Origin of the sequence: Streptomyces sp. NBC_00669, from assembly GCF_036226785.1 — a bacterium.
GTDB lineage: Bacteria > Actinomycetota > Actinomycetes > Streptomycetales > Streptomycetaceae > Actinacidiphila.
On record NZ_CP109018.1, the window covers coordinates 7,146,995 to 7,173,171 of the forward strand.

A 26,177-nucleotide genomic window follows, 5' to 3' on the forward strand; every position below is an offset into this window, starting at 1 on the left:
GAGGAGGTGAGCCGGCCATGGCCACCCCGCATTCCACGACCGCCCAGGACGGCCCCGACACGACCGGTCCGCACACCGGCGCAACCCGGTCCGGCCCCGGCGACGGCACCGCGCCGCTTTCCGTCCACGGCACCGTCGACGTCTCCACCGCGGCACGTGTCCACCACCCGCTGCGCTGGCTGTCCGTCCTGGTGCTGGCGGTGCTGGCCGCCCAGCTCGGGCACTTCCTGGTGACCAGCCCCAACTTCGAATGGGGCACGGTCGGCGCCTACTTCGACGCCCAGCTCATCGGCCCCGGCATCGCCACGACCATCGAACTGACCGCGGTGGCCATGTTCATCGGCATCGTCGGCGGCGTCCTGCTGGCCATCGGGCGCATGTCGGACAACCGCGTGATGCGCGGCGCCTGCGGGCTGTACGTCTGGCTCTTCCGGGGCATCCCCGTCCTGGTCCAGCTCATCTTCTGGTACAACCTCTCGGCCCTGCTTCCCCGGATCTCCCTCGGCGTGCCGTTCGGCCCCGAGTTCGGGCACGCGGCGACGAACTCCCTGATCAGCCCGTGGTTCGCGGCCATCCTCGGCCTCGGGCTCAACGAGGCCGCGTACATGGCGGAGATCGTGCGCGGCGGCCTGCTCGGGGTGGACCCGGGACAGACGGAGGCCGCGTCCGCGCTCGGCATGGGGCGGGCCAGAATCCTGCGGCGCGTCGTGCTGCCGCAGGCCATGCGGTTCATCGTGCCGCCCACCGGCAGTCAGGTCATCAACATGCTCAAGGCGACCTCGCTGGTGAGCGTCATCGCCCTGGCCGACCTGCTCTACACCGTGCAGTCGGTCTACAACCGCACCTTCGAGACCATCCCGCTGCTGATCGTGGCGTGCCTGTGGTACCTGATCATGACGTCCGTGCTCTACGTCGGGCAGTCGTTCATCGAGCGCCACTACGCCCGCGGAGCGACGCGCAACACCCCCCAGAGCTTCTGGGACTTCGCGTTCTTCCGCCGGCAGCGCGCGACCCTCGCGCCGCAGGCACGGGAAACCGAGGAGACGATCTCATGACGACGGACGAGACGGCCGTGCGGAGCGTGACGGGTCCGCGGAGCGCCCCGGTCGCCACCGGCCCGGCCGGGACGAAGCCGGCGCCGATGGTGGTGGCCCGCCAGGTGCGCAAACGGTTCGGGCACCAGGAGGTGCTGCGCGGCATCGACCTGGAGGTGGGCACCGGCGAGGTCGTCGTCCTGCTCGGCCCTTCCGGTTCGGGCAAGTCGACGCTCCTGCGGTGCGTGAACTACCTGGAGCAGATCGACGCGGGCTCCATCCATGTCGACGGCCGGCTGATCGGCTTCCGCCAGTCGGGCTCGCGCGTGACGCACCTGCGTCCCCGGGAGGTCACCCGGCAGCGTCGCGACATCGGGATGGTCTTCCAGCACTTCAACCTCTTCCCCCACCAGACGGTCCTGGCCAACGTGATGGAGGCGCCGGTCGGCGTCCTGCGGGTGCCGAAGGCGGAGGCACGCGAGACGGCGCTGCGGCTGCTGGACCAGGTGGGCCTCGCCGACCGGGCGGGCGCCTACCCGCGGCAGCTCTCCGGCGGGCAGCAGCAGCGGGTGGCCATCGCCCGCGCACTGGCCATGCGGCCCAAGCTGATGCTCTTCGACGAGCCGACCAGCGCCCTCGACCCCGAACTCGTCGGCGAGGTGCTGGCCACCATGCGGACCCTGGCCGAGGAGGGCCTGACCATGCTCGTGGTCACCCACGAGATCGCCTTCGCCAAGGAGGTGGCGGACCGGGTGGTGTTCATGGACGACGGGCAGGTCGTCGAGAGCGGACCGCCCCGCCAGGTCCTGGACAATCCCGCCCAGGCCCGCACGCAGGCGTTCCTCAGCCGCTTCATCCAGGAGACCTGACGGCGGCACCGCCCGGGTCAGGAGGCTGCGCCGCCCGGGGCCGGGTCCAGGCCGCACCGCCCGGGTTCGGGTCCAGGCCGCGCCGCCCCGGGTCAGGCCGCGCCGCTCACCGCCTCGGGGCGGAGGGACTGGAGCAGCTTCACGTCCGAGGCGTGCCCTTCGGGTCCCCCCGGGGTCTCGATGATCAGGGGCACCCCGGACGTCGCCGGGTGGGCCAGTATCTCGCGGAAGGGGTCGGCCCCGATCCGCCCGGACCCGATCCCTTCGTGGCGGTCGAGGTGGGAGCCGCATCCCGCCTTCGAGTCGTTCGCGTGGATCAGCCGAAGCCGCCCCGCGCCCGCCGCGCTCTCGATCTCCGCGAACATGCGCGCCACCCCGCCGGGCGCGGCGATGTCGTGCCCGGCGGCGAACACATGGCAGGTGTCGAGGCACAGCCCCACCCGGGGATGCCGGTCCAGCGCGTCGAGATACGGCCCCAGGTCCTCCGCCAGGGAACACAGCGAGGACCCCTGGCCTGCGGTCGACTCCAGCAGCAGCCACGGGTCGTCGTCGTGCGTCAACTCGTCCAGCAGCGGCCGCATCCGCTCCCGTACCTGGCCCAGCGCGGCCTCGCGGCCCCGGCCGCCGGTCGCCGAACCGGTGTGCACCACGACGCCGAGCGCGCCGATCGCCCGCGCGCGGCGCAGCGAGTGCCGCAGTGACGCCACCGAGCGGTCGACGGTCTCCGGGGTGTGCGAGCCGAAGTTGATCAGATACGGCGCGTGGACGTACGCCGGCAGGGACGCGTCGGCACACCGGGTGCGGAACTCCTCGTCCTGGGCCGGGTCGCCCGGGCCGGTCGCCCAGCCGCGCGGGTTCGCCACGAAGACCTGGACCGCCTCCGCGCCCAACTGCTCCGCGTAGCCCAGGCCCTTGGCGGCGAGGCCGCCCGCCACCGGCACGTGCGCGCCGACCGGGTTGCGCAGCCGGCCAGGCGTCATCAGCTCGTTCACTCGAACACCGTCTCAGCGCACCCACAGGGTGATCGTGGCGCCCTTGGGGGCCTGGCTGCCGCCGTCGGGCGACTGGCTGAACACGGTGCTGCCGAAGAAGATGTTGATCACGCGGACGTCGAAGCCCGCGGCCTGGAGGATCTTCTTCGCGTCGCCCGCGCTCTTGCCGGTCACGTCCGGCACCGGGAACTGCTGCTGGCCCTTGGAGACCGTGATCGTCACGGAGTCGCCCGCGGCGGCCTGGCTGCCGCTGCCCGGCGACTCCAGCGCCACCTGGTCCTTGTCGGCCTCGTCGGAGAAGACCTTGCCCGGCGCGAGCACCACCTTCAACCCGGCCGCCTCCAGGTCCTGCTGGGCGTCGGTGACCGACTCGCCGACCACGTCCGGCACGTCGATCGGGGCGCCGCGCGAGACGGTGATCGCGATGGGGGTGCCCGGGGCCAGCTCGGTGCTGCCCTTCGGGTCGGTGGAGACCACCTCGCCGCGCGGCACGTCGTCGTCGAACGCCTGGGCGACGGTGCCCGGGGTCAGGCTCGCGGCCTTGATCTCCTTGCGGGCGGTGGCCAGGTCGCGCCCCGCGACGTCGGGCACCTGGACGTGCTGGGGGCCCTTGGAGACCGTCAGCGTCACGGTGCCGTTGCCGCGGATGCGCTTGCCCGGGGAGGGGTCGGTGGCGATCACGCTGCCGCGCGGCACCGTCAGCGAGAAGTCCCGCTTCACCTTGGTGTCCAGGCCGGCCTTGTCGAGCTGCTGCTCCGCCTTCGCCTGCGGCAGCGACAGCACGCCCGGGACGGTCGTGAACTGGCCGTCGTTGATGTACCAGACGCCCGCGGCGACGCCGATCAGGACCAGCACGGCGACGAGCAGGGCGAGCGGGCCTCGGCGGGAGCGGGCCCTTCCCCCGGGTGCCGGGGCGGGGGGAGGGTCGTCGGGCGGCGGGGCGGGCAGCAGCAGGCGGGTGGTGCGGTCGGTGACCGGGCCGTCGGGCAGCACCACGACGCTGGTGGGCTCCTCGGAACCGGCCGGCCCGGCGGGTGCCGCGTCCACGGGCTCGGGCACCGGCACCGGTACGGGCGCGGCCTGCGCGCTCGCGCCGCCCGGCCGCGCGTCCAGCTCCTCGGGCGAGAGGGCGGCCCGGGCCGTACGGGCCTCGGCGAGCAGCTCCACCGCGTCCGCCGGGCGGGCCTGCTGAAGCCGGGCACAGGCCCGCGCCACCAGCGCGTCCAGCAGCGGCGGAACGGTCGGCATGACCGCGGAAGGGGCCGGCACGTCCTCGTTGACGTGCTGGTACATCACCTTCATCGGGGTGTCGCCGTCGTACGGCTTGCGGCCGGTCAGCATCTCGTACAGCACCACGCCGCACGCGTACACGTCCGCGCGCTGGTCGACCGTGCCGTGCCCGATCTGCTCCGGCGCCAGGTACGACACGGTGCCCAGCACCACGCCCGTGGACACGCTCGTCTTGGTGTCGATCGCCCGGACCAGGCCGAAGTCGGCGACCTTCACCCGGCCGTCGTCGCCGATCAGCACGTTCTCGGGTTTCATGTCGCGGTGCACCAGACCCGCGCGGTGGGCTGCGCCCAGCGCCGCGAGCACCGGTTCCAGGATGTCCAGCGCCGCGTGCACCTGGAGCGCGCCGCGCTCCCGCAGCACGTCCCGCAGCGTGCACCCGGCGACGTACTCCATCGCCAGGTACACGTACGTGCCGTCCGCGCCCTGGTCGAAGACCCCCACCACGTTCGGGTGCGCCAGCTTCGCGACCGCCTTCGCCTCGCGGATGAAGCGCTCCACGAAAACGGCGTCCTCGGCGAGCCGCGGGTGCATGACCTTCAGTGCGAGTTCCCGGTCCAGCCGGGTGTCCATGGCGCGGTAGACCGTCGCCATCCCCCCGACGGCGATGCGCCCCTCGACCAGGTAGCGCCCGTCGAGCATCTGCCCGACAAGCGGGTCCTGCACGCTGGTGTCCACGGCCACCGATTCTACGAGGCGCTTTGGGTGGTTCGACGTGACCCGCGCGGTTCGCTACGCGGTTGTGACGGTACGGCTCCCCGCCGCGGGGGTTCCCCCTCGCGCCCGGGTGCGCCCCGGTGGCCGGTTGCGCGCGCGGTTCCTCCCCCCGGGCTTCGCCTGGGTGGGGGTGCCCCCTGGGTTGGTGCGGCTCCTTCCGCGGGAGGACGGTCACCCGCCAGGGGCGCGGGGAACTGCGCGCGCAACCCACCACCGGGGCGCGGCCGGGAACGGGCCGAAACCCTGGCGGCGGGGAGCCGCGGGGCCGCACCCGGGAGGCGGACGGGGACCGTCAGGACGGGGAGTCCGGGGCCGCCCCGAAGGTGGGGGCACCGTCGGTCGGGGAGGAAGCGAGGGCACCGTACCTGCGGGGGATGCGGCCGGCCCGGTGGGCGAGCCGGCCGCCGGCGACCGCGTGCCGCATGGCCTCGGCCATGAGAGCGGGCCGCTGCGCCCGGGTGACCGCAGACGCGAGCATGACGGCGTCGCACCCGAGTTCCATCGCCAAGGCCGCGTCGGAAGCGGTGCCGGCACCGGCATCGAGGATCACGGGCACGGACGCGCGCTCCACGATGAGCCGAAAATTGTGCGGATTGCGAATGCCGAGCCCGGACCCGATCGGCGCGCCGAGCGGCATGATCGCCGCGCACCCGACATCCTCCAACTTGCGGGCGAGCACGGGATCGTCGTTGGTGTACGGCAGCACCGTGAACCCGTCGTCCACCAACGTCTCCGCGGCGTCGAGGAGTTCGACCGGATCGGGCAGCAACGTCCACTCGTCCGCGATCACTTCGAGCTTGACCCAGTCGGTGCCCAGCGCCTCCCGGGCCAGCCGCGCGGTGAGGACGGCCTCGCCCGCGGTGAAGCACCCGGCCGTGTTCGGCAGCACCCGGATGCCGTGCCGGTCCAGCACCGACAGCACCGAACCCTTCGCGGTCGGGTCCAGCCGCCGCATCGCCACGGTCGTCAACTCCGTACCGGACGCGAGGAGCGCCTGCTCCAGCACGTCGAGACTGGGCGCCCCGCCGGTCCCCATGATCAGCCGGGACCCGAACACGGCGTCCCCGATCCGCAGCGGATCGGCCGTCCCCGCGGACTTCACCGATGTCGTCACGGTCAGCCTCCCTGCACCGCGGTGAGGATCTCCACCCGGTCGCCCTCGGCCAGGGGGGTCGCCGCCCAGCGCGAGCGCGGTACGACGGTCTCGTTGAGGGCGGCGGCCACCCCGGAGGGCGCCGCGGTGAACCGCGCCACGAGGGCGCCGAGTTCGATCGGTTCGTCGAGGGTGCGCCGCTCCCCGTTGACGAGCACGCTGATCGTCATACCGCCTGCTCCTCACGCGCGGTCGCCGCGAACCGGCCGGCCCCGAACGGCCTGGCGTAGTCGGGAAGTTCGCCGGTGTCCAGGACGTGGCCGAGCACGTCCCCGGTGATCGGGGTGAGCAGCACACCGTTGCGGTGGTGCCCGGTGGCGAGCAGCAGGCCGTCCAGCTCAGACGGCCCCAGCAGGGGCGCGTTGTCGGGGGAGCCCGGCCGCAGTCCCGCCAGCGTCTCGGTGAGCGGGAGTTCGGTGATCCCGGGTACCAACTCGTGCGCGTCCCGCAGGAGTTGGTACACCCCGCCGGCGGTCACCGCGGTGTCCCAGCCGAACTCCTCGCTGGTCGCGCCGAGTACCAGCTCGCCGTTCTCCCGCGGCACCAGGTAGACGTGGCTACCGCGGACCACCGCGCGGACCGTGCGCGACAGGAACGGCGCCCGCGCGGCCGGCACCCGCAGCCGCAGGATCTGCCCCTTCACCGGCCGCACCGGCGGCAGCGCGTCCTCCGGCAGCCCCGGCAGCCGGCCGCTCTCGCAGCCCGCGGCCAGCACGGTACGGCCCGCCGACACCCTTGTGCCGTCGGCGAGTTCCGCGCCGGTGACCCGGTCGCCGGCGCACTCCACCCGGACCGCCTTCGCCCGGACGAACTCCACGCCCGCGGCCCGCGCGGCCCCCAGCAGCGCCGCGGCCAGCCGGCGCGGGTCGACCTGGTGGTCGCCGTCCACCCGCAGGCCGCCGCGCACCCCGGGGGCCAGCAGCGGCTCCAGCCGGCGGCAGTCCCGCCCGCTCAGCCACTGCGCGGAAAGTCCGAGCGAGGTCTGGAACGCGTGCAGGTCGCGCAGATCCGCCCGGTCGTCCGCGTCCAGCGCCACCGCGAGGGTGCCGCACGGGCGGTAGCCGGTGTCCAGGCCGGTGGCCGCGGTCAACTCCGCGACGAAGTCCGGGTAGCGCGCGGCCGACGCCAGGTTCAGGTCGAGCAGCGTCTGCTCGCCGTACTGCAACTCCGTCACCGCGGCGAGCATGCCCGCCGCCACGTGGGCGGCTCCGCCGCCTGGGGACGGGTCGGCCACCACCGTGGCCAGCCCGCGCTGGGCGGCGCGCCACGCCGTCACCAGCCCGATGATGCCGCCCCCCACGACGAGGACGTCCGTTGTTCGGGTACGCATGAGTCTCGGCTGCTCCCTTCGCCGGCATGACCCGGATCAGGTTCGTACGGTCGGCGGCCGACCAGCCACCCTCTCAGCCCGGTCCGCCCGGGCTCCCGCGATCTCGCTTGCCGGCCAGCTTAGCGGAGGGCCCCGGCCCGGACGCCGCCCCCGTCCGCCGCCGGTCGAGGGCGAAGCAGGTCCGCGGCGCGGACGGGGCGGGCGTCCGCCGCGGCACCGACGGGTTAACGTGGCCGGGTGAGCGAGCGTCACGCAGTGATCGTGGGAGCCGGCATGGCCGGCGTGCAGACGGCCGTCGAGTTGCGCCGGCAGGGGTGGCGCGGCCGGATCACCCTGTTGGGAGACGAGCCGCACCTGCCGTACGACCGCCCGCCGCTGTCCAAGGCGGTGCTGCTCGGCGCGGAGGGCGGCGCCCTCACCGACGTGCACTTCGACGTCGACTTCGCCGCGCTCGACGTGGACCTGCGGCTGGGCGTGCACGCGCAGGCGTTGCGCGCCGAGCGGCACGAACTGATCACCGACACCGGGCGGGTGGACTACGACGCGCTCGTGCTGGCGACCGGCGCGTACGCGGTGGCCCTGCCCGGCACGGCCGGCCTGCCCGGGGTGCACCCGCTGCGCACCCTGGACGACGCCGCCGCGCTGCGCCCCGTACTCGACCGGCGCGAGCACGTCGTGGTGGTCGGCGCCGGCTGGATCGGCGCCGAGTTCGCGACGGCGGCCCGGCAGGCCGGTTGCGAGGTGACGGTCGTGGAGGCGGCCGACCGCCCCCTCGCCGGGGTGCTGCCCGCCTCCGTCACCGCACACATGACCGGCTGGTACGACGAAGCGGGCGTCACCCTGCGGACCGGCACGCCGGTGGCCGCGGTCGAGGCGGGCGGGGTGGTGCTCGCCGACGGCAGCCGGCTGGCGGCCGGCGCGGTGGTGGTCGGGGTCGGCGCCCGGCCCTCCACGGGCTGGCTGGCCGGCTCCGGGGTGACCCTGGACCCGCAGGGCGCGGTACAGGCCGACGAGCGGCTGCGGACGACCGCGCCCGACGTCTACGCGGTCGGCGACTGCGCGTCCTTCCCCTCGGCCCGCTACAACCGGCGCCTGCTCATCCACCACTGGGACAACGCCGTCCAGGGACCGCGCACCGCCGCCGCGAACCTCCTCGGCGGCGAGGAGGCCTACGACCCGGTGCCGTACTTCTGGTCCGAGCAGTTCGGCCGCTTCGTGCAGTACGCCGGATTCCACCGGGACGACGACCAGTTGCTCACCCGCGGGGACCCCTCCGGCACGTCCTGGTCGGTGCTGTGGCTGCGCCGCGGCGTGCTGGTGGCGCTCCTCGCGGTGGAGCGGCCGCGGGACATGGCACAGGCCCGCAAGCTGATCGCGGCCGGCTTCGAGCCGGACCCCGCGCTCGCCGCGGACCCGGCGGTGCCGCTGAAGTCCGCGGTGCCCCGCTGACCGGCCCGGGCGCGGGCACGACACGGCGGGCACCACTACCGTGACGGCTCAGCGTTGGGAGCGATTGTCGGCCGCAGGTGGCAGGCTTGTCCCGTGACTGTTTTCTCGTCGGTTGACGCACACATTGACGCTCTCGTCCCCTCCTGGCTCACCCTGCCCGAGGTCGCGGAGCGTCTCGGCCTCGAAGTGACCCGGATTCGACCGCTGATCAAGGAAGGGCAGCTCATCGCGGTTCGCCGCGGGGAGAACAAGGTCCTGATGGTGCCGAGCGACTTCATCGGAGACGGAAAGATCGTCAAGGGGCTGCCCGGCACGTTGACGCTGCTGAAGGACGACGGGTTCACGGACGACGAGGCCCTCGAGTGGCTCTTCACGCCTGACCCGACCCTGCCCGGCACCCCCGCCAACGCGCTGCGCGAGAATCGCGGGACCGAGGTGAAGCGCCGCGCGCAGGCGCTCGCCGTGTAGCCCGCGCCCGCCGGGGGCCGCCGCCACGCCCGTACCGCACCCGCGTGCGTGCACGGCGGCGGCCCGCCCGGGGCGCATCGACCCCGGGAGCCCGCGATGCCCACTCCAGCTGCGTCCGCCCGCCTCGCCGACGCGCGGCTCTACCTGTGCACGGACGCGCGTACCGCCCGCGGCGACCTCGCCGAGTTCGCCGACGCGGCGCTGCGCGGCGGCGTCGACATCATCCAGCTCCGCGACAAGGGCATCGAGGCCCGCCAGGAGCTGGCCGCGCTCGACATACTCGCCGACGCGTGCCGCCGGCACGGCAAGCTGCTCGCGGTCAACGACCGGGCCGACGTCGCGCACGCGGCCGGCGCCGACGTGCTGCACCTGGGGCAGGACGACCTGCCGGTGCCCGCCGCCCGCGCCCTGCTCGGCTCCGACGTGCTGATCGGCCGGTCCTGCCACGCCGAGGCCGAGGTGGACGCCGCGGCGGTCGAGCCCGGCGCGGACTACTTCTGCACCGGGCCGGTGTGGCCGACCCCCACGAAACCAGGGCGCCCCGCTCCCGGGCTCTCCCTCGTCCGCCACGCCGCCGCCCTCGGCACGGAACGGCCCTGGTTCGCGATCGGCGGGATCGATCTCTCGAACCTCCCCGCCGTGCTCGACGCCGGTGCCCGCCGGATCGTCGTCGTCCGCGCGATCACCGAGGCCCCCGACCCCTACGAAGCCGCTTCCGCCCTGACCCAATCCCTCCACCCCCCAACGCCCCACTGACCCCCCGCCCCCCCTCCCGGAAGACCTCCACCCCCTCCAGGCGCGCGGGGGTGCTGTTGTGGGGTGGGGGGACCGATGGGGGGTGCGGGGGTGCTGTTGTGGGGTGGGGGACCGATGGGGGGTGCGGGGGGTGCTGTTGTGGGGTTGGGGGGACCGATGGGGGCGCGGGGGTGCTGTCGCGGAGCACGGCAACCAATGAGCGGCGCGGGGGTGCGGTCGCGGAGTGCGGCACCAATGGGGGCGGGGGTGCCGTCATGGAGTGCGGCAACCAATGAGGGGCCGGGGGTGCCGTTGTGGAGTGCGGCAACCAATGAGCGGCGCTGGGGTGCCGTCGCGGAGTACGGCAACCAATCAGGGGCGCCGGGGTGCCGTCGCGGAATGCGGCAACCAGTCAGGGGCGCCGGGGTGCCGTCGCGGAGTGCGGCAACCAATCAGGGACGCCGGGGTGCCGTCATGGAGTGCGGCAACCAATCAGGGACGCCGGGGTGCCGTCGCGGAATGCGGCACCAATGGGGGGCGCGGGGGTGCCGTTGTGGAGTGCGGCAACCAATGAGGGGCGCGGGGGTGCTGTCGCGGAGTGCGGCAACCAATGAGGGGCGCCGGGGTGCCGTCGCGGAGTGCGGCAACCAATCAGGGGCGCGGGGAACTGCGCGACCAGCCGCGACGGTGGCGCGCGTCGCCACCGGCCAGAAGGGGCTGTTGCTGTCGTGTCCGGACCACCGGCCGGTGGATGGCTGCGCCCGCAGCTCACCCCCGAGCGTCGCCTGGGAGGTACCCCCAGCGCCCCTGAGTGGTGAACGCCTTCCGCGGCAGCGGGTCCGCCCGGGGAGGGGGCAGCGCCTTCCGCGGCAGCGGGTCCGCCCGGGGAGGGGGCAGCGCCTTCCGCGGCAGCGGGTCCGCCCGGGGAGTGCAGGGCACCCTTGTCCGAGGGGCACGGGTCCCCCCGGGGATGGCGTGACGCACTAACGTGTGGCGACCGCCACACGTTAGCCTGCTTGCATGGCCCTGGGGACTTCATCCACACGCACGGACCGCGCGATCACGATCCGTGAACTGCTCGCGTCCGGTCAGCGCTCGTACTCGTTCGAGTTCGCCGCGCCGCGGACCGAGAAGGGCGAGCGCACGTTGTGGAGAGCGATCCGCCGGATCGAGGCGGTGCGCCCGACCTTCGTGTCGGTCACCTACGGCGCCGGCGGCTCCTCGCGGGAGGGCACCGTGCGGGCCACCGACCGGATCGTCTCGGACACCACGCTCACCCCGTGCGCCCACCTCACCGCGGTGAACCACTCGGTCGCCGAACTCCGCAACATCATCGGGCAGTACGCGGACGCGGGCATCCGCAACATCCTCGCGGTGCGCGGCGACCCGCCCGGCGACCCGATGGGCGAGTGGGTACCGCACCCGCAGGGGCTGACGTACGCGGCCGAACTGGTGCGGCTGGTCAAGGAGTCGGGGGACTTCTGCGTCGGCGTCGCGGCGTTCACCGAGATGCACCCGCGCTCGACCGACCCGGCCGAGGACACCCGGCACTTCCTCGACAAGTGCAGGGCCGGCGCCGACTTCGCGATCACCCAGATGTTCTTCGACGCGGACGCGTACCTGCGACTGCGGGACCGGGTGGACCGGGCGGGCTGCACCGTGCCGATCATCCCCGAGGTGATGCCGGTGACCAACGTCCGGCAGATCGAGCGCTTCTCGCAGCTCGGCAACGCGCCGTTCCCCGCCGACCTGGCCGAACGCATCCTCGCGGTGCAGGACGACCCGGCGGCGGTACGGGAGATCGGCATCGAGTTCACCACCGAGATGTGCCGCCGCCTCATGGCAGAGGACATTCCGGGGCTCCACTTCATTACTCTTAACCACTCCACCGCATCGCTGGAGATCTACGAGAACCTCGGGCTGCATCGGCGGGCGGCGTGACCCCTAGGTGAGGAAGTGGGCACATGGGCTACTCGGTGCTCTACATCGCGTTCGGCATCGTCGCGCTGTGGCTGCTGGGCGAAGTGCTGTTGCAGTACAAGGCCCGGCTGCGCTGGCGGGTGCTCGCCTTCGCGGGGTTCCTGGGCCTGGTCATCGGGGTCGCCGACCGCAGTGTGGTGCTCATCGTGCTGGGCGCGCTCGCCTTCGGCACCGGGCAGAGCCAGGTCACGCTCTCCTACAAGCGGGGCTTCTCCACGGGTTGGGCGATAGGCGGCCGTCCCGGCTCCAGCCGGCGCCGCAGGGCCGCGGGCGCCCGCCCGGCCGAACCGGTGCTGGAGGTCGGCCCGATCGAGGCCGACCAGGCGGCCGGCCCGGACGCCGCCCAACAGCCGCTTCCGACTGAGGAGTTGGCGGGCGTGGGCGCCAACGCGACGGCGGTGCACGACTTCTCGGTCCCGTCGGGCGACCCGCAGGGCCAGGGCGGGTACGGCGCCGAGCAGGCGGTGTACCAGCCGATGCCGATGCAGGACGACAGCGGCGAATACCCGCTCTACGACGGCCAGTCGACGTACACCCCCGACCCGTACACCAGCGGCGGCTACGAGGGGTACGGCGCGCAGGGCTACCAGAGCTGGACCGGCTACGAGCAGCAGCAGCCGGCCTGGGACCAGGGGCAGGGGCAACAGCAGGGCCAGGATCAGGACGGCGGCGGCTACCAGGAGCAGCCCGCGCCCGCCGCGGCCTCGTACGGCTACGACCCCGACGACTACGACGTGTTCGGCAACGCCCGCGGCACCGACGGCGGCGGGTACGGCGGGGAGGGCGCCGGGGACTGGCAGTCCCCGCAGCCCTACCCGCAGCAGCCCGCGGCCGACACGTACGGCGGCTACGGCTTCGACCAGCAGGCGTACGACCAGCAGGCGTACGGCCGGCAGCAGCCGTACATCCCGCAGCAGCAGCACCAGCCGCCGTACGAGCAGCAGCAACAGCCCGAGCAGCAGCAGGAGTACGCGGACCCGTACGACCCGTACCGCTACTGAGCGCCGGTCCGCCGCCGACAGCCGACGGTCGACCCTCAACCGCCGGGCGGGCCAACCGGCCTTCGGCTAGCGGCCGTTGAGCAGGGACGGCAGCCGGGCCGCGGACAGGCCCAGGCCCGCCGGGGTGCGCCAGGGCTGCCCGGGACGGGGCACCGTGGCCGCGAGGTGCGGGTAGTGCTTGAGCAGCGACTCCTCGGTGTACCGGGCGCAGCCCTCGTGCCAGGTGACGATGCCCGCCATCCAGTCCCGCAACTCCTGGGCGTAGTCGAGCAGTACCCCGCGTGCCGTCTCGTCGAGGTCGAACTCCTCGAAGAGCGTGGGAAGTTGGGTCTCGGTGATGTGCTGGAACTCCGACATCCGGGCGGCCATCAGGTCCCCGACGATGTCCATCGCCTCCTGCGGCCCGCAGTCCAGGAAGTTCTGCACCACCAGCACCGCGTTGTGGATCTCGCCCTCGAACTCGATCTCCTTGCGGTAGGAGAACACGTCGTTGAGCAGGCAGGCGAAGTCCTGGGCGGCGACCTCCATGCCGCGCACCGGCCGGGAGCGGTAGATCTCGTCGGGCAGCGCGTCGCCGTGGCCGATCCGGGACAGGCTCATCGTCAGGTCCGAGCCGAACGTCTTGCGGCGCATCTCGATGTAGTCCACCGGGTCGGGCACCCGGTTGAGCTTCTGGTTGGCCAGCTCCCACAGCCAGCTCTCGCACATGTCCTCGATCGCGGCGCGGAACCGCTGCCGCGCCGGCGGCGCCATCGGGCCCGCGGTGCGCTGCCACAGGTCCGCCAGCGAGCGTTCCAGCGCCGTCAGCGGCGGCGGCACCGCGCCCGCGTCCAGCGGCATGAACAGCTTGAAACGCTCGGTGGTGATCCGGGCCGCCGCCATGTCGCCGGCCCGGCCGAAGACGATCGGGTAGTAGTCGTCGCCGTAGGTGCCCCAGGTCAGCCAGTCCGTGGTGAGGTCCAACTCGTCCTGGGAGGCGGCCGGATGGATGCCCGCGGCGCACAGCGCGAAGTCGTACCCGGCGAGCTTCTCCTCGTTCCACAGCCCGCCCGGCACCGGGAAGCCCGGCTCGGCGTCCAGCAGGCCCATCCGCCGGCCCCACGCCAGGTTGTGCGCGCGGGAGGCGTCCAGGTGCGGGCTGAGCGTCGTCTCGAACGGCATCGGGACCGGCGCCCGCCGCACCCAGCCGACCTGCTGGAACGGCGCGTGGCCGTAGGCGCGGGCCCGCTGCGGCAGCGTCGCGGCCAGCGAGCCGGCGATCTGCGCGGCCGACGTGCCGATCCCGGTCGGCCCGCCGAGCACGCCCACCGCCCGCGCCTCGTCGCTCGCGCCGTTCATGTAGCGGCTGGAGCGCATGTGCCACTCGTGGCCGCCGGACTGCCAGTCCTGTAGCCCCTTCACGTAGGCGAAGACGCCCAGCCGCTGCGCCGGGTCCAGCCCGAACTCGTCGAAGAGCGGCTCCACTTCGGTGAACGCGGTGTGCTCGAACTGCTGGAGCCGCGAGGTCAGCAGGTCGTTCACCGTGTCGGCGGCCTCCTGCGGGGTCTGGTCGAGGAACCGTTCCAGCACCAGTACGGCGTTGGACAGTTCGCCCTCGTCCTCGATCTCGCGCTGGTACGAGAACAGGTCGTTGCGCAGGTGCACGCTGTCCGCGAAGCAGTCGCGCAGCACCCGCATCGGGCGGCTCGCCGCGATCGCGTCGGGCACCTCGGCGCCCGCCGCGTGCTCGATCAGGTTCGCCGACCAGGGCGCGCCGCCGACCTTGCGGCGCATCTCGATGTACTCGATCGGGTTCGACACCCGGCCGGTGCTGATGTTGGACAGCTCCCAGAGCGATTCCTCCAGCAGGTGCCGGGTGCTCTCGTGGAACCGCCGCCGGTACCCCTCCGACATCTGCGGCACCGTCCGCCGCCACAGGTCGGCCAGGCCCGCCTCCACCTGGTTCGTCGGCTCGGGGACCTCCTGCGCGAGATCCACCGGCATGAACGCCGGCAGCCGGTCCAGATACGCCTTCGCGCCCGCCATGTCCGGGGTGCGCTTGAAGATGTCGAGGAAGTGGTCGTCGAAGAAGAACACCCACACGTACCAGTCGGTCACCAGGTCCAACTCCGGCCCCGAGGCGTCCGGGTGGGTGTACGCGCACAGCAGGGCGTAGTCGTGCGAGTCGAAGTCCGATTCGGCCCAGATGCCCGAGCCCTCGATCATCGTCATCTCCCGGGCCCACTCCTTCGAGTGCTCCCGGGCGCGTTCGAGGTGCGGGTTCAGCCGCGCCGGGTACGGCACGTAGAACTTGGGCAGTTCGAAGGGCTGCGGCATCTCCGTTAAGACCTTCCGCTCAACTGATCACCTGTACAGCCCCTCACGCTAGGTCGGCCCCACCCGGCGCCGTGAGCCGGTAACGCCCTTTTCCGCCCGATGGGTTGAATTCGCCCCCGCGGGGGTTAACGATCTTGTTCCCGGGCTCGTGGCGGAAGGTGGGGCGCCCCGGGCGCGTACCCGGCGGCGGAGCGGAGGTCAGCGGCTGCCGCCCGGGCCGCCGGCCACGAGGTCGGCGACGATCGCCGCGGACATGCCCGCGTGCGGGAGCCCGCCGCCCGGGTGGGCCCAACCCCCCAGGAAGTAGAGCCCGTTGAAGGGCGTCCGGTTGGGCGGGCGGAAGAGGGCGCCGCCGGCCCCGGGGAGCGAGGGCACCGGCACCGAACCGCCCGCCGCCCCCGTCTCCCGCTCCACGTCCCGCGGGGTGCGGACCTCGCGCCACAACTCCCGCTCCCGCAGCCCGGGAACGGCCCGCTCCGCCACCTCCAGCATCCGCTCGGCGAACGCGTCCACGAAGTCCCCGCCGGACCAGTCCACCCCGGAGCCGGAGGTGGAGCCCGAGTGGGAACCGGAGTTGGTCCGCCCTGCGGCGTGCCGCGGCACCGTGGCCGTCACGGTGACCGCCTCGTGCCCGTCGTCCGGCCGCGTCGCCGGGTCGTCCGGTCGCAGCACGGTGACCGTCAGCGCCCCCGGCGCCGGCACCTCGGCCCGTCCGCGCCCGAACACCCAGTCCAGCGCGGCCCCCCGGTCCGCGGCGTGCACGACCGTACGGTGCGCCGCACCGGCCGGGCGCGAGCCGCGCAACGCCACGTGCACCGTGCAGCGCCCGGGCTCGTCGCGCGCCCCGGCGAGCGGCCGCAGGTCCTTCCCGCCCGACGGGAGGGTCTCCTGCGGGAGGCAGGGCAACGGCACGGACGCGGCCACCATGTCGGCGGCCCCGGTCGAGTGGTCGGTGAACCGGAGCCCGCGCACCCGTCCCTCGTGCACCTCCACGCCCCTCACCCCGGCGCCGAACCGGAACTCCACCTTCCGGGCCCGGCAGCGGGCGTACAGCGCGTCCGCGAGCGCCCGCATCCCGCCGCGGACGTACCAGACGCCGAACGACTGCTCCAGGTACGGCAGTACGGCCGCCGCCGCGGGCGCCGTACGCGGGTCGAGCCCGTTCCCGAGGGCGTACCACTCCAGCAGCGCGGCCGGGCGCGGATCACCGCCGAGCTCGTCCGCGGCCACGTCGGCCAGGTGCGGCGGCCGCCGCAGCAGGCCCTTGCGCCGGGCCGGGTACGGGTCCCTGGACAGCGGCTTCGGGTCCCCGATCGGCTCCTCCAGCAGCGGCCTGCGGACGCCCTCCCACACCTGCCGCGCCCTCACCAGCACCTCGCTCCAGCGCTCGCCGCTGCCCGGGCCGAACGCGCCGTCCAGCGCCTCGATCACCCCCGAGCGGGAGGCGTTCGGCAGCGACACGTCGGTGCCGTCCGCGAAGACGTGGCGGCCGGCCGGGTCGGTCTGCACCAGCTCGACGCTGTCCTCCAGGCTCTCCCGGCCGGTCTTCACGAACAGGTCGCGGTAGACCGCGGGGAGCTGGAGCAGGCCCGGGCCGGTGTCGAACGCGAAGCCGTCCCGGGCGAACGCGCCCACGCCTCCGCCGTACGTCTCCCCACGTTCGTACACCACCACCTCGTGCCCGCCCGTCGCGAGCCGCGCCGCCGCCGCCATCCCGGCCATCCCGGCGCCCACCACCGCAATCCGTCCCATGCGCCGAGCGTATCCACGCCGTGGGTTCAGCGATCCGCCCGGGTTGCCCCCTCCCCCCGCTGCCCGGACCTTGCGGTAGATGGGGGCTGGTCGCGCCGTTCCCCGCGCCCCTGGGTATGTGCGGGTACTCCGCGGTGCGGCTCCGCCGCGCCTGCCCCTTGCGGGGGATGCCGGATCTTCCCCCGGTGAGTGGCTGATCGCGCAGTTCCCCGCGCCCCTGGGTAAGCCGACCTTCGTACGGAGTGGGGTGACGTGGTTGAGCAGCACTGTCTCCGCGGCGAACAGCCACGACGAAGGGGCGCGGGGAACTGCGCGACCAGCCGTCAAGCCGCAGAAGGTCCGGCAAACATCCGCAGCAGCAGCCTGGACGGCAGTCCGGCCCGGCCAAAGCCCGAGAGAAGCAAGCACACCCGGGCGGGAAGGAAGAAGCGAGCTTCTTTTCACGGAGGAGCCGAGCGCAACCAGGGGCGCGGGGAACGGCGCGACAAGCCATAGGGGGACGTATGGTCCCGGGACGGGGGAAAGGGGCAGGACGGAGGGGCCTACCTAGGTAATGGGATGAGTAGCTGTACGGATGGCGAGGCCCGGCGCAGCCGGAAGAGTAGGGGGTGCGGAAGGGGCGCGGCCCGGACCCGCCGACACGGGGCGGCGGAAACGAGCACGCGGGCACCGACCGCAACGGGGGATGGCCCGCGGATCACCGAGCACAGCGGTGGGCCGCGGCGCCGCCCACCCGCCCCTGGAGCAACCGCGACAGCGCCTCGTGGACGTCGTCGAGGCTGCGCTCGGGCTGGAACGCCTGCCAGTCGAGCGCAGCGACCAGCACCATCCCGAAGAGCGCGGACGCGGTCAGCGGCACATCGATCTCGCCACTCACCTCGCCGCGTTCCATCGCCTCTCCCAGCACCTTCTCGACCACGGCGACCGCTTCCTGCCGGACGGTCATGAGCGTGTCCTGCCAGGTGCGGTTGGTCCGCCACAGCTCCGCGACGTACAGCTGCGTGAAGGACGGGTAGCGGGCGATGAAGGCGAGCCCCGAGCGGATCATCGCGTCCAGCGCGTCGACCCGGCTGCCGCCGCGCGCCGCCGTCTCGTCCGCGGCCCGCCGCAGCGACACCGTCAGCAACCCGACGCCGTGCCGCAGCAGCTCCTCGAACAGCACGTTCTTGCTGGCGAAGTTGTAGTAGACGGTCCCCTTGGCGACCCCGGCGCGCTCGGCGATCTCGTCGACCGTGGTGGCGGAGAAGCCCTGCTCGGCGATGAGGGTGACGGCGGCCTCGAACAGCTTCTGCCGGGTGGCCTGGCGTCGTGCGGTGGTCATGGCCCTGATTCTGCCCGCACCGTGACGGCCGTGTTTCCACCGCATCACGGCGGCATGGCCCGGGATACGCGCGTAGCACGTGGGGTTCGCGCAGGTCAGAGCCGATTGTCAGTGGTGGCGTCGATGATGGGAAGCCGATGAGGAAGCAACGGAGACCAGGAGGTTCGCCATGGCCATTCCCGCGATGCCGTTCGTGCCGCCGACCCCGCCCGTGCCCGCGCTGTCCGCGACACCCGGGGGCTTCGGCGCACCGGCCGGTCCAGGCGCTCCCGCCGACATCCACCCCGTGCTGCGCCGCGCCGCCGCGTCCCCCGGCGCGCTCGACCTGCTCACCCAGGCACACATCGGACTTCAGGAGGCAGCCCTCCTCGAACCCCCGCACGAGCGGTACGCGACGGCCCACCTGGCCGCGCTGCGCACCGCCGCCGCCGTGCTCGCGGTGCGCGGCCGCCCCGAGCCCAACCCCCGCAAGCGCGGCCGCATCCGCAGCGTGTGGGAGGTGCTGCCCGAGGTCGCGCCCGAACTGGCCGAGTGGAGCGCCCTGTTCGCGGCCGGCGCCGAGCGCCGGGCGCGGGCCGACGCGGGCATAGCCGGCGCCGCCGGCCCGCGCGACGCCGACGACCTGCTGCGCTCCGCCGCCATGTTCCTGCGCCTGGTGGAACGCATGCTTCTGCTCCGGCCCGCGCCCGGCGGCACACCTTAGAGTTGGGGGTGCGACGGCCGACGCCGTCGGTCACGCAGCCAGCACCACCGCGAGGAGAGCCGCCCGCCATGTCCCGTGCAGGGTCCCGTCCAGGAGGGGTGGACCCGATCCGACCCCGTGCCAGCCTTCGTACCGCCGTGGTGTGGGAGGTGCTCCAGGGCGCCCTGGAGCGGCGCGCCAAGTCCTCGGACCGGCCGGCGCTCGACGTCCTCGACACCGGCGGCGGCACCGGCAACTTCGCGGTGCCCGTGGCCCGGCTCGGCCACCGCGTCACCGTCGTCGACCCGAGCCCGGACGCGCTGTTCGCCCTGGAGCGGCGGGCGGCCGAGGCCGGCGTCACCGACCGGGTCACCGGTGTCCAGGGCGACGTCCACGGCCTGCTCGGCGTGATCCGCCCCGGCGGATACGACATGGTGCTCTGCCACGGCGTGCTGGAGTACGTCGACGACCCCGCCGAAGGCGTGCGGAACGTGGTGGAGGCCCTCCGCCCGGCCGGCTCGCTGAGCCTGCTCGCCGCCGGGCGCGGCGGCGCCGTGCTGGCCCGTGCGCTCGCCGGGCACTTCGGCGAGGCCCAGCAGGCGCTCCTTGACCCGGACGGCCGATACGGCGCGGCAGACTCCCTGCCCCGCCGCTTCACCGCGGACGACCTGACCCGCCTGGTCACCGACGCGGGCCTGCGCACGGCTTCCGTGCACGGTGTACGGGTCTTCGCCGACCTCGTGCCCGGGGTGCTGGTCGACACCGAGCCCGGCGCCGCGGAGGCACTGCTGCGGCTGGAGCTGGCGGCGGCCGAGGAGCCCGGGTTCCACTCCGTCGCCACCCAGCTCCACGTCCTCGCCGAGCGCGACTGACCCGCCCCGCGGGGGTACTCCCGGGCGGAGCCCGGCCGTGGCCCCGGCCCGACCGGGGGCAGCACGCACCGGACCGGGCCGCGGAGTCGGTCACAGGCCCGCCCGCGGCGTCATTCCTCACCGTATGCTGGCATGACGTGACGCTCGGCGGGGAAGAAGTGCCCCGTCGGATTGGCGCAGTGGGGTGGGTTTCACGGAGGGGAATCCCGCCTATCCTGAAAGGGTCGGACCGGTCGCGGCCCCGCGCGACCGACGAGTAGGAGGTCTCCGTGCCGCTCTCGGAGCACGAGCAGCGCATGCTCGAGCAAATGGAGCGAGCGCTGTACGCCGAAGATCCCAAGTTCGCGTCGGCGCTTGAGGGAAACGGAGTGCGCGCGTTCACCCGTCGTCGGGTCTACCTGGCCGTGCTCGGTTTCCTGTGCGGGATCGGGCTGCTCATGGGCGGCATGATCGCGCAACAGTCCTGGATCGGTGTGGTCGGCTTCCTGGTGATGCTGGCGTGTGCCGTGCTCGCGGTCACCGGTTGGCGTCGCGCCAACCGTCCGCCCGAGGCCGGGCCGCCCGGACCTCCCGGGCCCACCGCGGTCCCCGGGCACATCGGTCGCCGTTTCGGGGCCCGCCGTCGCCAGCAGCGCCGCGGCAAGGTCATGGACCGCATCGAGGAGCGGTGGCAGCGCCGCCGCGACCAGCAGCAGGGCCAGTAGCGGCCGGCAACGGCCGGCGGCCCGGCGGCCCGGCAGTCCGGCAGTCCGGCCGCACCTCGGTCGCACCGCTCGCGACCGCAGGACCCAGGACCGTGAGACGCAGACGTAAGACGTAGGACCGTAAGCCGCACCACGCAGGAGCGCACCACGCACGACCGCACGGCGTATGGCGCACCACGCACGACCGCACGCACAACGTAAGAAGGGCGCGCCCCCCGGTGGGGGCCGCGCCCTTTCTCACGTCTCCGATCGGCTCCGGCGTGCGCCCCTACGACACCTCCCGGGCCGCCCTCCTGCGCAGCGGCGCCGTGAGCCGCTGCCCGGTGGCCCGGGTGCGCGAGGCGAGCGCCGTCCAGCGGGCGGACAGCGCCCATCCGATCCGGGCCGCCGAACGCGGCAGCAGAGCCGCCCGCAGCCGCCCGCGCCGGTTCGTCCCGGCCTTCAGGCCCCGGCGGACGCGCTGGACGTCCTCCGAGAGCCCGGGGACCGGCCGGGGCTGCGCGGCGTAGAGGGTCTGCTCCACGGCCGTGGCGAGCTTGGCGGCGGACTGCGCCGACTCACCCTCCAGGTGGCCGTCCCGCACCAGCCGGGCCATGGCCCGGCGGGGGGTTTCCGAGTCGTCCGGCGGGATGCCGTAGTCCCACCCGGTGTCGACGACCTCCCGCCACGCGGACAGCGCGAGCCCCTCGGGCCGGTCCCCGCCGCCGAGCCGGTGTCTGCGGACCCGCGAGCGCCACGTCAGCGGGGCGGTGAGCAGCAGCAGCACGATCAGCGCGGCCAGTACGACCAGCGCCGCCCGGCCGCCGCCGAAGCCGCCGCCGGAGCCGCTGCTCGCGGGCAGCGCGGCCTGCGAGCAGTCACTGCCCGATGTCGCGTCACCCTGGTCGCAGCTCTGCGTCGGAGCGGGCGTGCCGGTCGTGGCGGGCGCCGAGGTGTGCGGCGCGAGGTCCTGCTGGTTGGGGTCACCGGTGGGGGAGGGGGCCACGGTGTAGTCGGGCGCGCTGCCGCGGTACGGCGTCGGCTCGAAGCGGGTCCAGCCGATCCCCTCGAAGTACAGCTCGGGCCAGGCGTGCGCGTCCTTCAGCCCCACCGACATCACCCCGTCGGCGTTGGCCTCGGGCGCGCCGGGGGTGAAGCCGATCGCGACCCGGGCCGGGATGTGCAGGGTGCGGGCCATCGCCGCCATGGTGAAGGCGAAGTGGACGCAGAAGCCCTCCTTCGTCTGAAGGAACCGGGCGATCGCGTCGACCCCGGTGCCCGCCTTGGCCTGCGTGTTGTACACGAACTGGCCGGAGGTGAAGTAGTTCTGGAGGTCGACGGCCTTCTGGTAGTCGCTGGTGGCGCCCCTGGTCTCGCGCAGCGCGGTCTGCTTGACGATCGACGGCAGCGAGCCGGGCACCTGCTCGTACTGCTTGGCGATCCGCCCGGTGGCCTCGGGGGCCGCGGCGAGCTGGGCGGCGGTCGGCTCGACCTGCATGCTGGCGACGGTGTAGCGCTGGCCGGCCGCGGTCTGGCCGTGCGCGCCGACGATCATCCGGCCCTCGGGCTGGTACTTCCAGTCGCCCGTGGTCCGCACGCTCGTCGCGGGGAACGGCACCGGCAGCATGCCCTGCACGTAGCTGTCGTCGACCCGCACCTGGGTGGTGGCGGTGGTGTACTTCACGTCCGCCGCCATGCCCTGGGGGCGCGGCAGCGCGTCCGGGAGGGCCTCGGTCGGCAGGTTCGACGGCGACCACTGCGTGCCGTCGAACTTGTCCAGCGCCGCGATCCGCAGATACATGCCCGCGGCGGGTTTGGCGTTGGTGGTGTAGGTGAGCACCTCGCTGTTGCTCGGCTGGTTCAGGTTGTCCTGGAGGGCGGCGATCAGGTTGACCGAACCGCCGCCGCGGCCGCCGATGCCGCTGCCGCCGCCATGGCCGGAGGCGTCCAGCAGGCCGCCGCCGAGCGAGGGCAGCGCGGCGGGCGCGATCAGCGCGATACCCAGCGCCATCGCCCCGATCCGGCGGGCGCCGCGCACCGGTGTGGGCCTGGCCTGGCCGGCCTGGCCGCCGCCCCAGGCGTTGCGCGGCGGCGGGCTGCTGAACACCCGGCCCCAGCGGGACATCCGGTCCCGGCCCTCGGCGAGCAGCAGCAGGAGGTAGCCGGCCGCGGCCAGCAGGAAGTACAGCCAGGCGGCGCTGCCGCTGTCCAGGCCGGCGGCGACGGAGTACAGCGCGAGCAGTGGCAACCCGGCCGGGGCCGCGCTGTTGTAGGTGACCGCCATCGCGTCGACGGCGAGCGCGACCAGGGTCACGCCGCCGATCAGCAGGATTCTGATGCCGGGGGTCACCGGCGCGGGGATCGAGTAGTTCGAGACGTCGGTGATGCCCTGCTGGACCACCTGGCCCAGCTGCTGGAGGGCCTGCGGGCCCGGCAGCACGCCGCCCAGGGCCTGCTGGGAGGAGAACATCACCGTCAGCACGACCAGCGACAGCACCGCCTGGACCAGCACCGTCAGCGGCCTGGCCAGCGGTATCCGCCGGCACGCCGCGCCCACCGCGGACTGGAAGAGGACCAGCAGGATCGCCTTGGCGAACCACCCGCTGTCGTCGGTCAGCGGCAGCAACGCGGCGGCGGCCAGCAAGGAGGCCACCACCGCGCACACCGTGAGCCGTGCGCGTCCGCTCATCCCGCCGCCCCCGCTCCGCGCGGCGCCTGGTGCGCCTGCGCCGCTTGCGTCTCCTCGCGTGACCGGTAACGGTCCGCCTGCTGCCACAGTTCCGGCAACGCGGCGCCCGGCTGCACCTCCACCACGTTCCATCCCGCCTCGCGCAGCATCCGCACCGCGCGTTCGGTGCTGTCCGGCTCCGCGCCGTCGACGCCGGGCTGCACCGCGGACAGTTCCGGGCCGGGCCGGGCGCCCAGCTCGCGGGCCAGCCAGTCGTCGCTGTCCAGCACGAACGCCACGGCGCCGCCGGCCCGTTGCCGCATCCGCGCGATGGTGGCCGCCTGCTCCTGGTAGAGGTCGCCGAAGAACCCCACCAGCAGGCCCTCGTTGGCCGACCGCAGCACGTCGTACGCGGCCGCCAGGGTGTCGCCGTCGGAGTGGTCGACCACCGCGAGGGTGTCCAGCAGCAGCCCGGCCATGTCGCTGGAGTCGCCGCCGTAGCCGGAGGTGCCCTCGGGGCCCGGCACGCTGCTGCCGGTGTCGGTGAGCAGCCGCACCGCGAAGCCGCGCTCCAGCATGTGGGTGGTCACCGACGCGGCGCCGGACACCGCCCACTCGAAGGCGGAGTCGGGGCCGGCGCCGAAGTAGGCGTCCCTGCGGGTGTCGAGCAGCACGGTGCAGCGCGCCCTGTTCGGCTGCTCCTCGCGGCGCACCATCAGCTCGCCGTACTTCGCGGTGGACCGCCAGTGCACCCGGCGCAGGTCGTCGCCGTGCCGGTAGCCGCGCGGGATGACGTCGTCGTCGCCGGCCAGCGACAGCGCGCGGGTGCGGCTCTCGCCGTATCCGGAGGACTCGCCGGCCAGCCGCACCGGCGGCAGCGGCTCGACCTTGGGCACCACGGTGAGGGTGTCGAACGCGCTGAACGAGCGGGTCAGTTCGACCATCCCGAACGGGTCGGTCAGCCGCAGTTGCAGCGGGCCCAGCGGGTAGCGGCCGCGCAGGTCGGAGCGGACCCGGTAGGACACCTCGCGGTGGCCGCCGGGCTCCACCCGGTCCAGCACGAACCGGGGCCGCGGCCCGAGGACGTAGGGCACCCGGTCCTGGAGCATCAGCAGGCCGGTGGGCATCCGCGAGACGTTGTCCACCCGCAGGTGCACCCGCGCCTCGGACATCGCCGGCACCCGGGAGGGCGCCAGCCGCCGGCTGCCGGCCACCCGGTAGCGGGTGCGGTAGAGCACGGCCACGCACACCAGCGGCAGCGCGGCCAGCAGCAGCCCGACCCGCAGCAGGTCGGACTGGCCCAGGACGTACGAACAGGCGGCGGCGGCGACCCCGGCGGCGACGAACGACCGGCCGCGGGTGGTCAGTCCGCCCAGCGCCCGGCGGAAACCGCCGGTCGGCCGCTCGTCGTCGGACGAGGGCCCGACCGGCGGGACGCCCGGGGGCCGGGGGGCCGCGTAGGGCCCGGTCGCCTGGGACCCGCCGTACGGCCCGGCGTTGTCCGGTCCGGCGCCGTGCTGTCCGGTGGGGTGCCGTCCCGGAGACCGGTGCCCGGAGCCGTAGGGTCTGTCGCCGTACGGGCCGTCACCGTAGGGCCCGACGCCGTAGGGGCCGTCGCCGTACGGGCCCGCGGACGGTGCCCGCCCCGGTGGGCGGGAGCCCGGCGGGGGTGGCGGGGTGGCGGGCGAACCCATCACAGGCCCCGCGCGTCCGGCGTGCCCTGGGGTCGCCCGCCCGGCCGCTGCGGCCAGGCCCCGGCGCCGTTGCCGGCCGCCGGATCGGGCACCGGCACCCGCTGCACGATCTCGGTCACCACCTGCTCCGGCGTACGCCGGTTGAGCTGTGCCTGCGCGGTCGGCAGCAGCCGGTGCGCGAGGACCGAGGACGCCAGCGCCTGCACGTCGTCCGGCAGGACGTACTCACGGCCGTCCAGGGCGGCGGAGGCGCGGGCGGCCCGCACCAGGTGCAGCGTGGCGCGCGGGGAGGCGCCCAGCCGGAGGTCGGGGTGGCTGCGGGTGGCGCCGACGAGGGCGACCGCGTAGCGGCGGATCGGGTCGGCGACGTGCACCTGCCGGACCGCCTCGATCAGCTTCACGATGTCGTGCGCGTGCGCGACCGGTTGGAGGTCGTCCAGCGGGGAGACCCCGCCGTGCACGTCGAGCATCTTCAGCTCCGCCTCCGGGCTCGGGTAGCCGATCGACACCCGGGCGGTGAAACGGTCCCGCTGCGCCTCCGGCAGCGGATAGGTGCCCTCCATCTCCACCGGGTTCTGGGTGGCGATCACCATGAAGGGGCTGGGCAGTTCGTAGGTGGTGCCGTCGACGGTGACCTGGCGCTCCTCCATCGACTCCAGCAGCGCCGACTGCGTCTTCGGCGAGGCGCGGTTGATCTCGTCGCCGACCACGATCTGCGCGAAGATCGCCCCGGGTTTGAACTCGAAGTCCCGCTGCTGCTGGTCGAAGACGCTCACGCCGGTGATGTCCGACGGCAGCAGGTCGGGAGTGAACTGGATACGCCGTACGGAGCAGTCGATCGACCGCGCCAGCGCCTTGGACAGCATGGTCTTGCCCACGCCCGGCACGTCCTCGATCAGCAGATGCCCCTCCGCCAGCAGAACGGTCAGTGCGATGCGTACGACCTCGGGCTTGCCCTCGATCACGTTCTCCACGCTCCGGCGCACCCGCTCCGCGGTCGTGGTCAGATCGCTCAGTTCCGCTCGAGCGTCAAAGGTCGTCACCCGGTACTCCTCGGCCTGTTCCATTGGGGCCCCAGGGTCTCGGTCGTCCCTGGACCGCGGCCCTCCCCGATTGCGCAACGCCCGCCGGAGGCGAGACGTGCCGCACGGTGCATTCTTCCCTTACGGGG

Annotated in this window: 21 protein-coding genes and 1 riboswitch; of the genes, 10 read left to right on the plus strand and 11 right to left on the minus strand. The window is 73.8% G+C overall.

Translation table 11 applies throughout. The features are described from left to right. The first annotated feature begins 17 nt into the window (after window positions 1-17). Both OG896_RS30180 and OG896_RS30185 read left to right on the plus strand, forming a co-directional pair. Window positions 18-1,055 (plus strand): amino acid ABC transporter permease, encoded by a 1,038-nt coding sequence (locus tag OG896_RS30180; RefSeq protein WP_329370398.1) that lies wholly within the window; start codon window positions 18-20, stop codon window positions 1,053-1,055. Window positions 1,056-1,141: 86 nt separating this feature from the next. Further along, window positions 1,142-1,903 (plus strand): amino acid ABC transporter ATP-binding protein, encoded by a 762-nt coding sequence (locus OG896_RS30185; RefSeq protein WP_328473985.1) that lies wholly within the window; start codon window positions 1,142-1,144, stop codon window positions 1,901-1,903. A 92-nt stretch (window positions 1,904-1,995) separates the two neighbouring features. On the opposite strand, the gene OG896_RS30190 is transcribed toward OG896_RS30185, so the two are convergent. From OG896_RS30190 to thiO, 5 genes are all read right to left on the minus strand, one after another. Next, a complete protein-coding gene (locus OG896_RS30190) occupies window positions 1,996-2,883 on the minus strand; it encodes a deoxyribonuclease IV (protein WP_329374375.1) in 888 nt (295 codons plus the stop codon). Window positions 2,884-2,907: 24 nt separating this feature from the next. Further along, the gene (gene pknB / locus OG896_RS30195) at window positions 2,908-4,863 is read right to left on the minus strand and encodes a Stk1 family PASTA domain-containing Ser/Thr kinase (RefSeq protein ID WP_329370399.1); all 1,956 of its coding nucleotides are present in this window, start codon (window positions 4,861-4,863) and stop codon (window positions 2,908-2,910) included. Between the two features lie 331 nt (window positions 4,864-5,194). Then, complete coding sequence (locus tag OG896_RS30200) at window positions 5,195-6,016, minus strand: thiazole synthase (protein WP_443057176.1); 822 nt, start codon at window positions 6,014-6,016, stop codon at window positions 5,195-5,197. Between the two features lie 2 nt (window positions 6,017-6,018). Further along, window positions 6,019-6,225 carry a sulfur carrier protein ThiS gene (thiS, locus tag OG896_RS30205; protein WP_329370400.1) on the minus strand — a complete coding sequence of 69 codons (207 nt, stop codon included), beginning with the start codon at window positions 6,223-6,225 and terminating at the stop codon, window positions 6,019-6,021. Next, window positions 6,222-7,385, minus strand: coding sequence for a glycine oxidase ThiO (gene thiO / locus OG896_RS30210; RefSeq protein WP_329370402.1), 1,164 nt, complete (start codon window positions 7,383-7,385; stop codon window positions 6,222-6,224). Before thiO ends, thiS begins: the two co-directional genes overlap by 4 nt. After that, window positions 7,381-7,494: riboswitch (TPP riboswitch) on the minus strand. Its footprint overlaps the gene before it by 5 nt. Before the next feature lie 128 nt (window positions 7,495-7,622). On the opposite strand from thiO, the gene OG896_RS30215 reads away from it, so the two are divergent. The 5 genes from OG896_RS30215 to OG896_RS30235 all read left to right on the plus strand — a co-directional run bounded on the left by OG896_RS30215 (window position 7,623) and on the right by OG896_RS30235 (window position 13,018). Beyond that, complete coding sequence (locus tag OG896_RS30215) at window positions 7,623-8,834, plus strand: NAD(P)/FAD-dependent oxidoreductase (protein WP_329370403.1); 1,212 nt, start codon at window positions 7,623-7,625, stop codon at window positions 8,832-8,834. Between the two features lie 93 nt (window positions 8,835-8,927). Then, window positions 8,928-9,302, plus strand: a complete 375-nt coding sequence (locus tag OG896_RS30220; protein ID WP_329370405.1) for an Rv2175c family DNA-binding protein — start codon at window positions 8,928-8,930, stop codon at window positions 9,300-9,302. A 96-nt stretch (window positions 9,303-9,398) separates the two neighbouring features. Further along, on the plus strand, window positions 9,399-10,058 hold the full coding sequence (gene thiE / locus OG896_RS30225) for a thiamine phosphate synthase (RefSeq protein ID WP_329370407.1): 660 nt from the start codon (window positions 9,399-9,401) through the stop codon (window positions 10,056-10,058). A gap of 999 nt (window positions 10,059-11,057) precedes the next feature. Next, window positions 11,058-11,978, plus strand: coding sequence for a methylenetetrahydrofolate reductase [NAD(P)H] (gene metF / locus OG896_RS30230; RefSeq protein WP_328463000.1), 921 nt, complete (start codon window positions 11,058-11,060; stop codon window positions 11,976-11,978). Between the two features lie 23 nt (window positions 11,979-12,001). Beyond that, on the plus strand, window positions 12,002-13,018 hold the full coding sequence (locus OG896_RS30235; RefSeq protein ID WP_329370410.1) for a hypothetical protein: 1,017 nt from the start codon (window positions 12,002-12,004) through the stop codon (window positions 13,016-13,018). A 66-nt stretch (window positions 13,019-13,084) separates the two neighbouring features. Here the strand turns inward: OG896_RS30235 and OG896_RS30240 are convergent, their stop codons facing one another. The 3 genes from OG896_RS30240 to OG896_RS30250 all read right to left on the minus strand — a co-directional run bounded on the left by OG896_RS30240 (window position 13,085) and on the right by OG896_RS30250 (window position 18,407). Continuing rightward, a complete protein-coding gene (locus tag OG896_RS30240) occupies window positions 13,085-15,334 on the minus strand; it encodes a terpene synthase family protein (protein WP_329370411.1) in 2,250 nt (749 codons plus the stop codon). 198 nt (window positions 15,335-15,532) lie between these two features. Beyond that, entirely contained in the window at window positions 15,533-17,086 is a 1,554-nt protein-coding gene (locus OG896_RS30245; RefSeq protein WP_329370413.1) for a phytoene desaturase family protein, read from the minus strand. A 697-nt stretch (window positions 17,087-17,783) separates the two neighbouring features. Next, window positions 17,784-18,407 carry a TetR/AcrR family transcriptional regulator gene (locus OG896_RS30250; RefSeq protein ID WP_329370414.1) on the minus strand — a complete coding sequence of 208 codons (624 nt, stop codon included), beginning with the start codon at window positions 18,405-18,407 and terminating at the stop codon, window positions 17,784-17,786. Between the two features lie 169 nt (window positions 18,408-18,576). Between OG896_RS30250 and OG896_RS30255 the strand changes: the two genes are divergently transcribed. From OG896_RS30255 to OG896_RS30265, 3 genes are all read left to right on the plus strand, one after another. Further along, window positions 18,577-19,110 carry an SAV_6107 family HEPN domain-containing protein gene (locus OG896_RS30255; RefSeq protein ID WP_443057177.1) on the plus strand — a complete coding sequence of 178 codons (534 nt, stop codon included), beginning with the start codon at window positions 18,577-18,579 and terminating at the stop codon, window positions 19,108-19,110. 68 nt (window positions 19,111-19,178) lie between these two features. After that, complete coding sequence (locus OG896_RS30260) at window positions 19,179-19,961, plus strand: methyltransferase (protein ID WP_329370416.1); 783 nt, start codon at window positions 19,179-19,181, stop codon at window positions 19,959-19,961. Window positions 19,962-20,230: 269 nt separating this feature from the next. After that, window positions 20,231-20,665, plus strand: a complete 435-nt coding sequence (locus tag OG896_RS30265; protein ID WP_328462988.1) for a DUF3040 domain-containing protein — start codon at window positions 20,231-20,233, stop codon at window positions 20,663-20,665. Window positions 20,666-20,933: 268 nt separating this feature from the next. Here OG896_RS30265 and OG896_RS30270 read toward each other — a convergent pair whose 3' ends face one another. From OG896_RS30270 to OG896_RS30280, 3 genes are read right to left on the minus strand one after another with little or no spacing between them, the layout of a single operon-like run. Next, on the minus strand, window positions 20,934-23,333 hold the full coding sequence (locus OG896_RS30270; RefSeq protein ID WP_329370418.1) for a transglutaminase TgpA family protein: 2,400 nt from the start codon (window positions 23,331-23,333) through the stop codon (window positions 20,934-20,936). After that, entirely contained in the window at window positions 23,330-25,006 is a 1,677-nt protein-coding gene (locus OG896_RS30275; protein ID WP_329370419.1) for a DUF58 domain-containing protein, read from the minus strand. The genes OG896_RS30270 and OG896_RS30275 overlap by 4 nt, the downstream gene beginning before the upstream one ends. After that, complete coding sequence (locus OG896_RS30280) at window positions 25,006-26,049, minus strand: AAA family ATPase (RefSeq protein ID WP_328462983.1); 1,044 nt, start codon at window positions 26,047-26,049, stop codon at window positions 25,006-25,008. The genes OG896_RS30275 and OG896_RS30280 overlap by 1 nt, the downstream gene beginning before the upstream one ends. Between the last annotated feature and the right edge of the window lie 128 nt (window positions 26,050-26,177).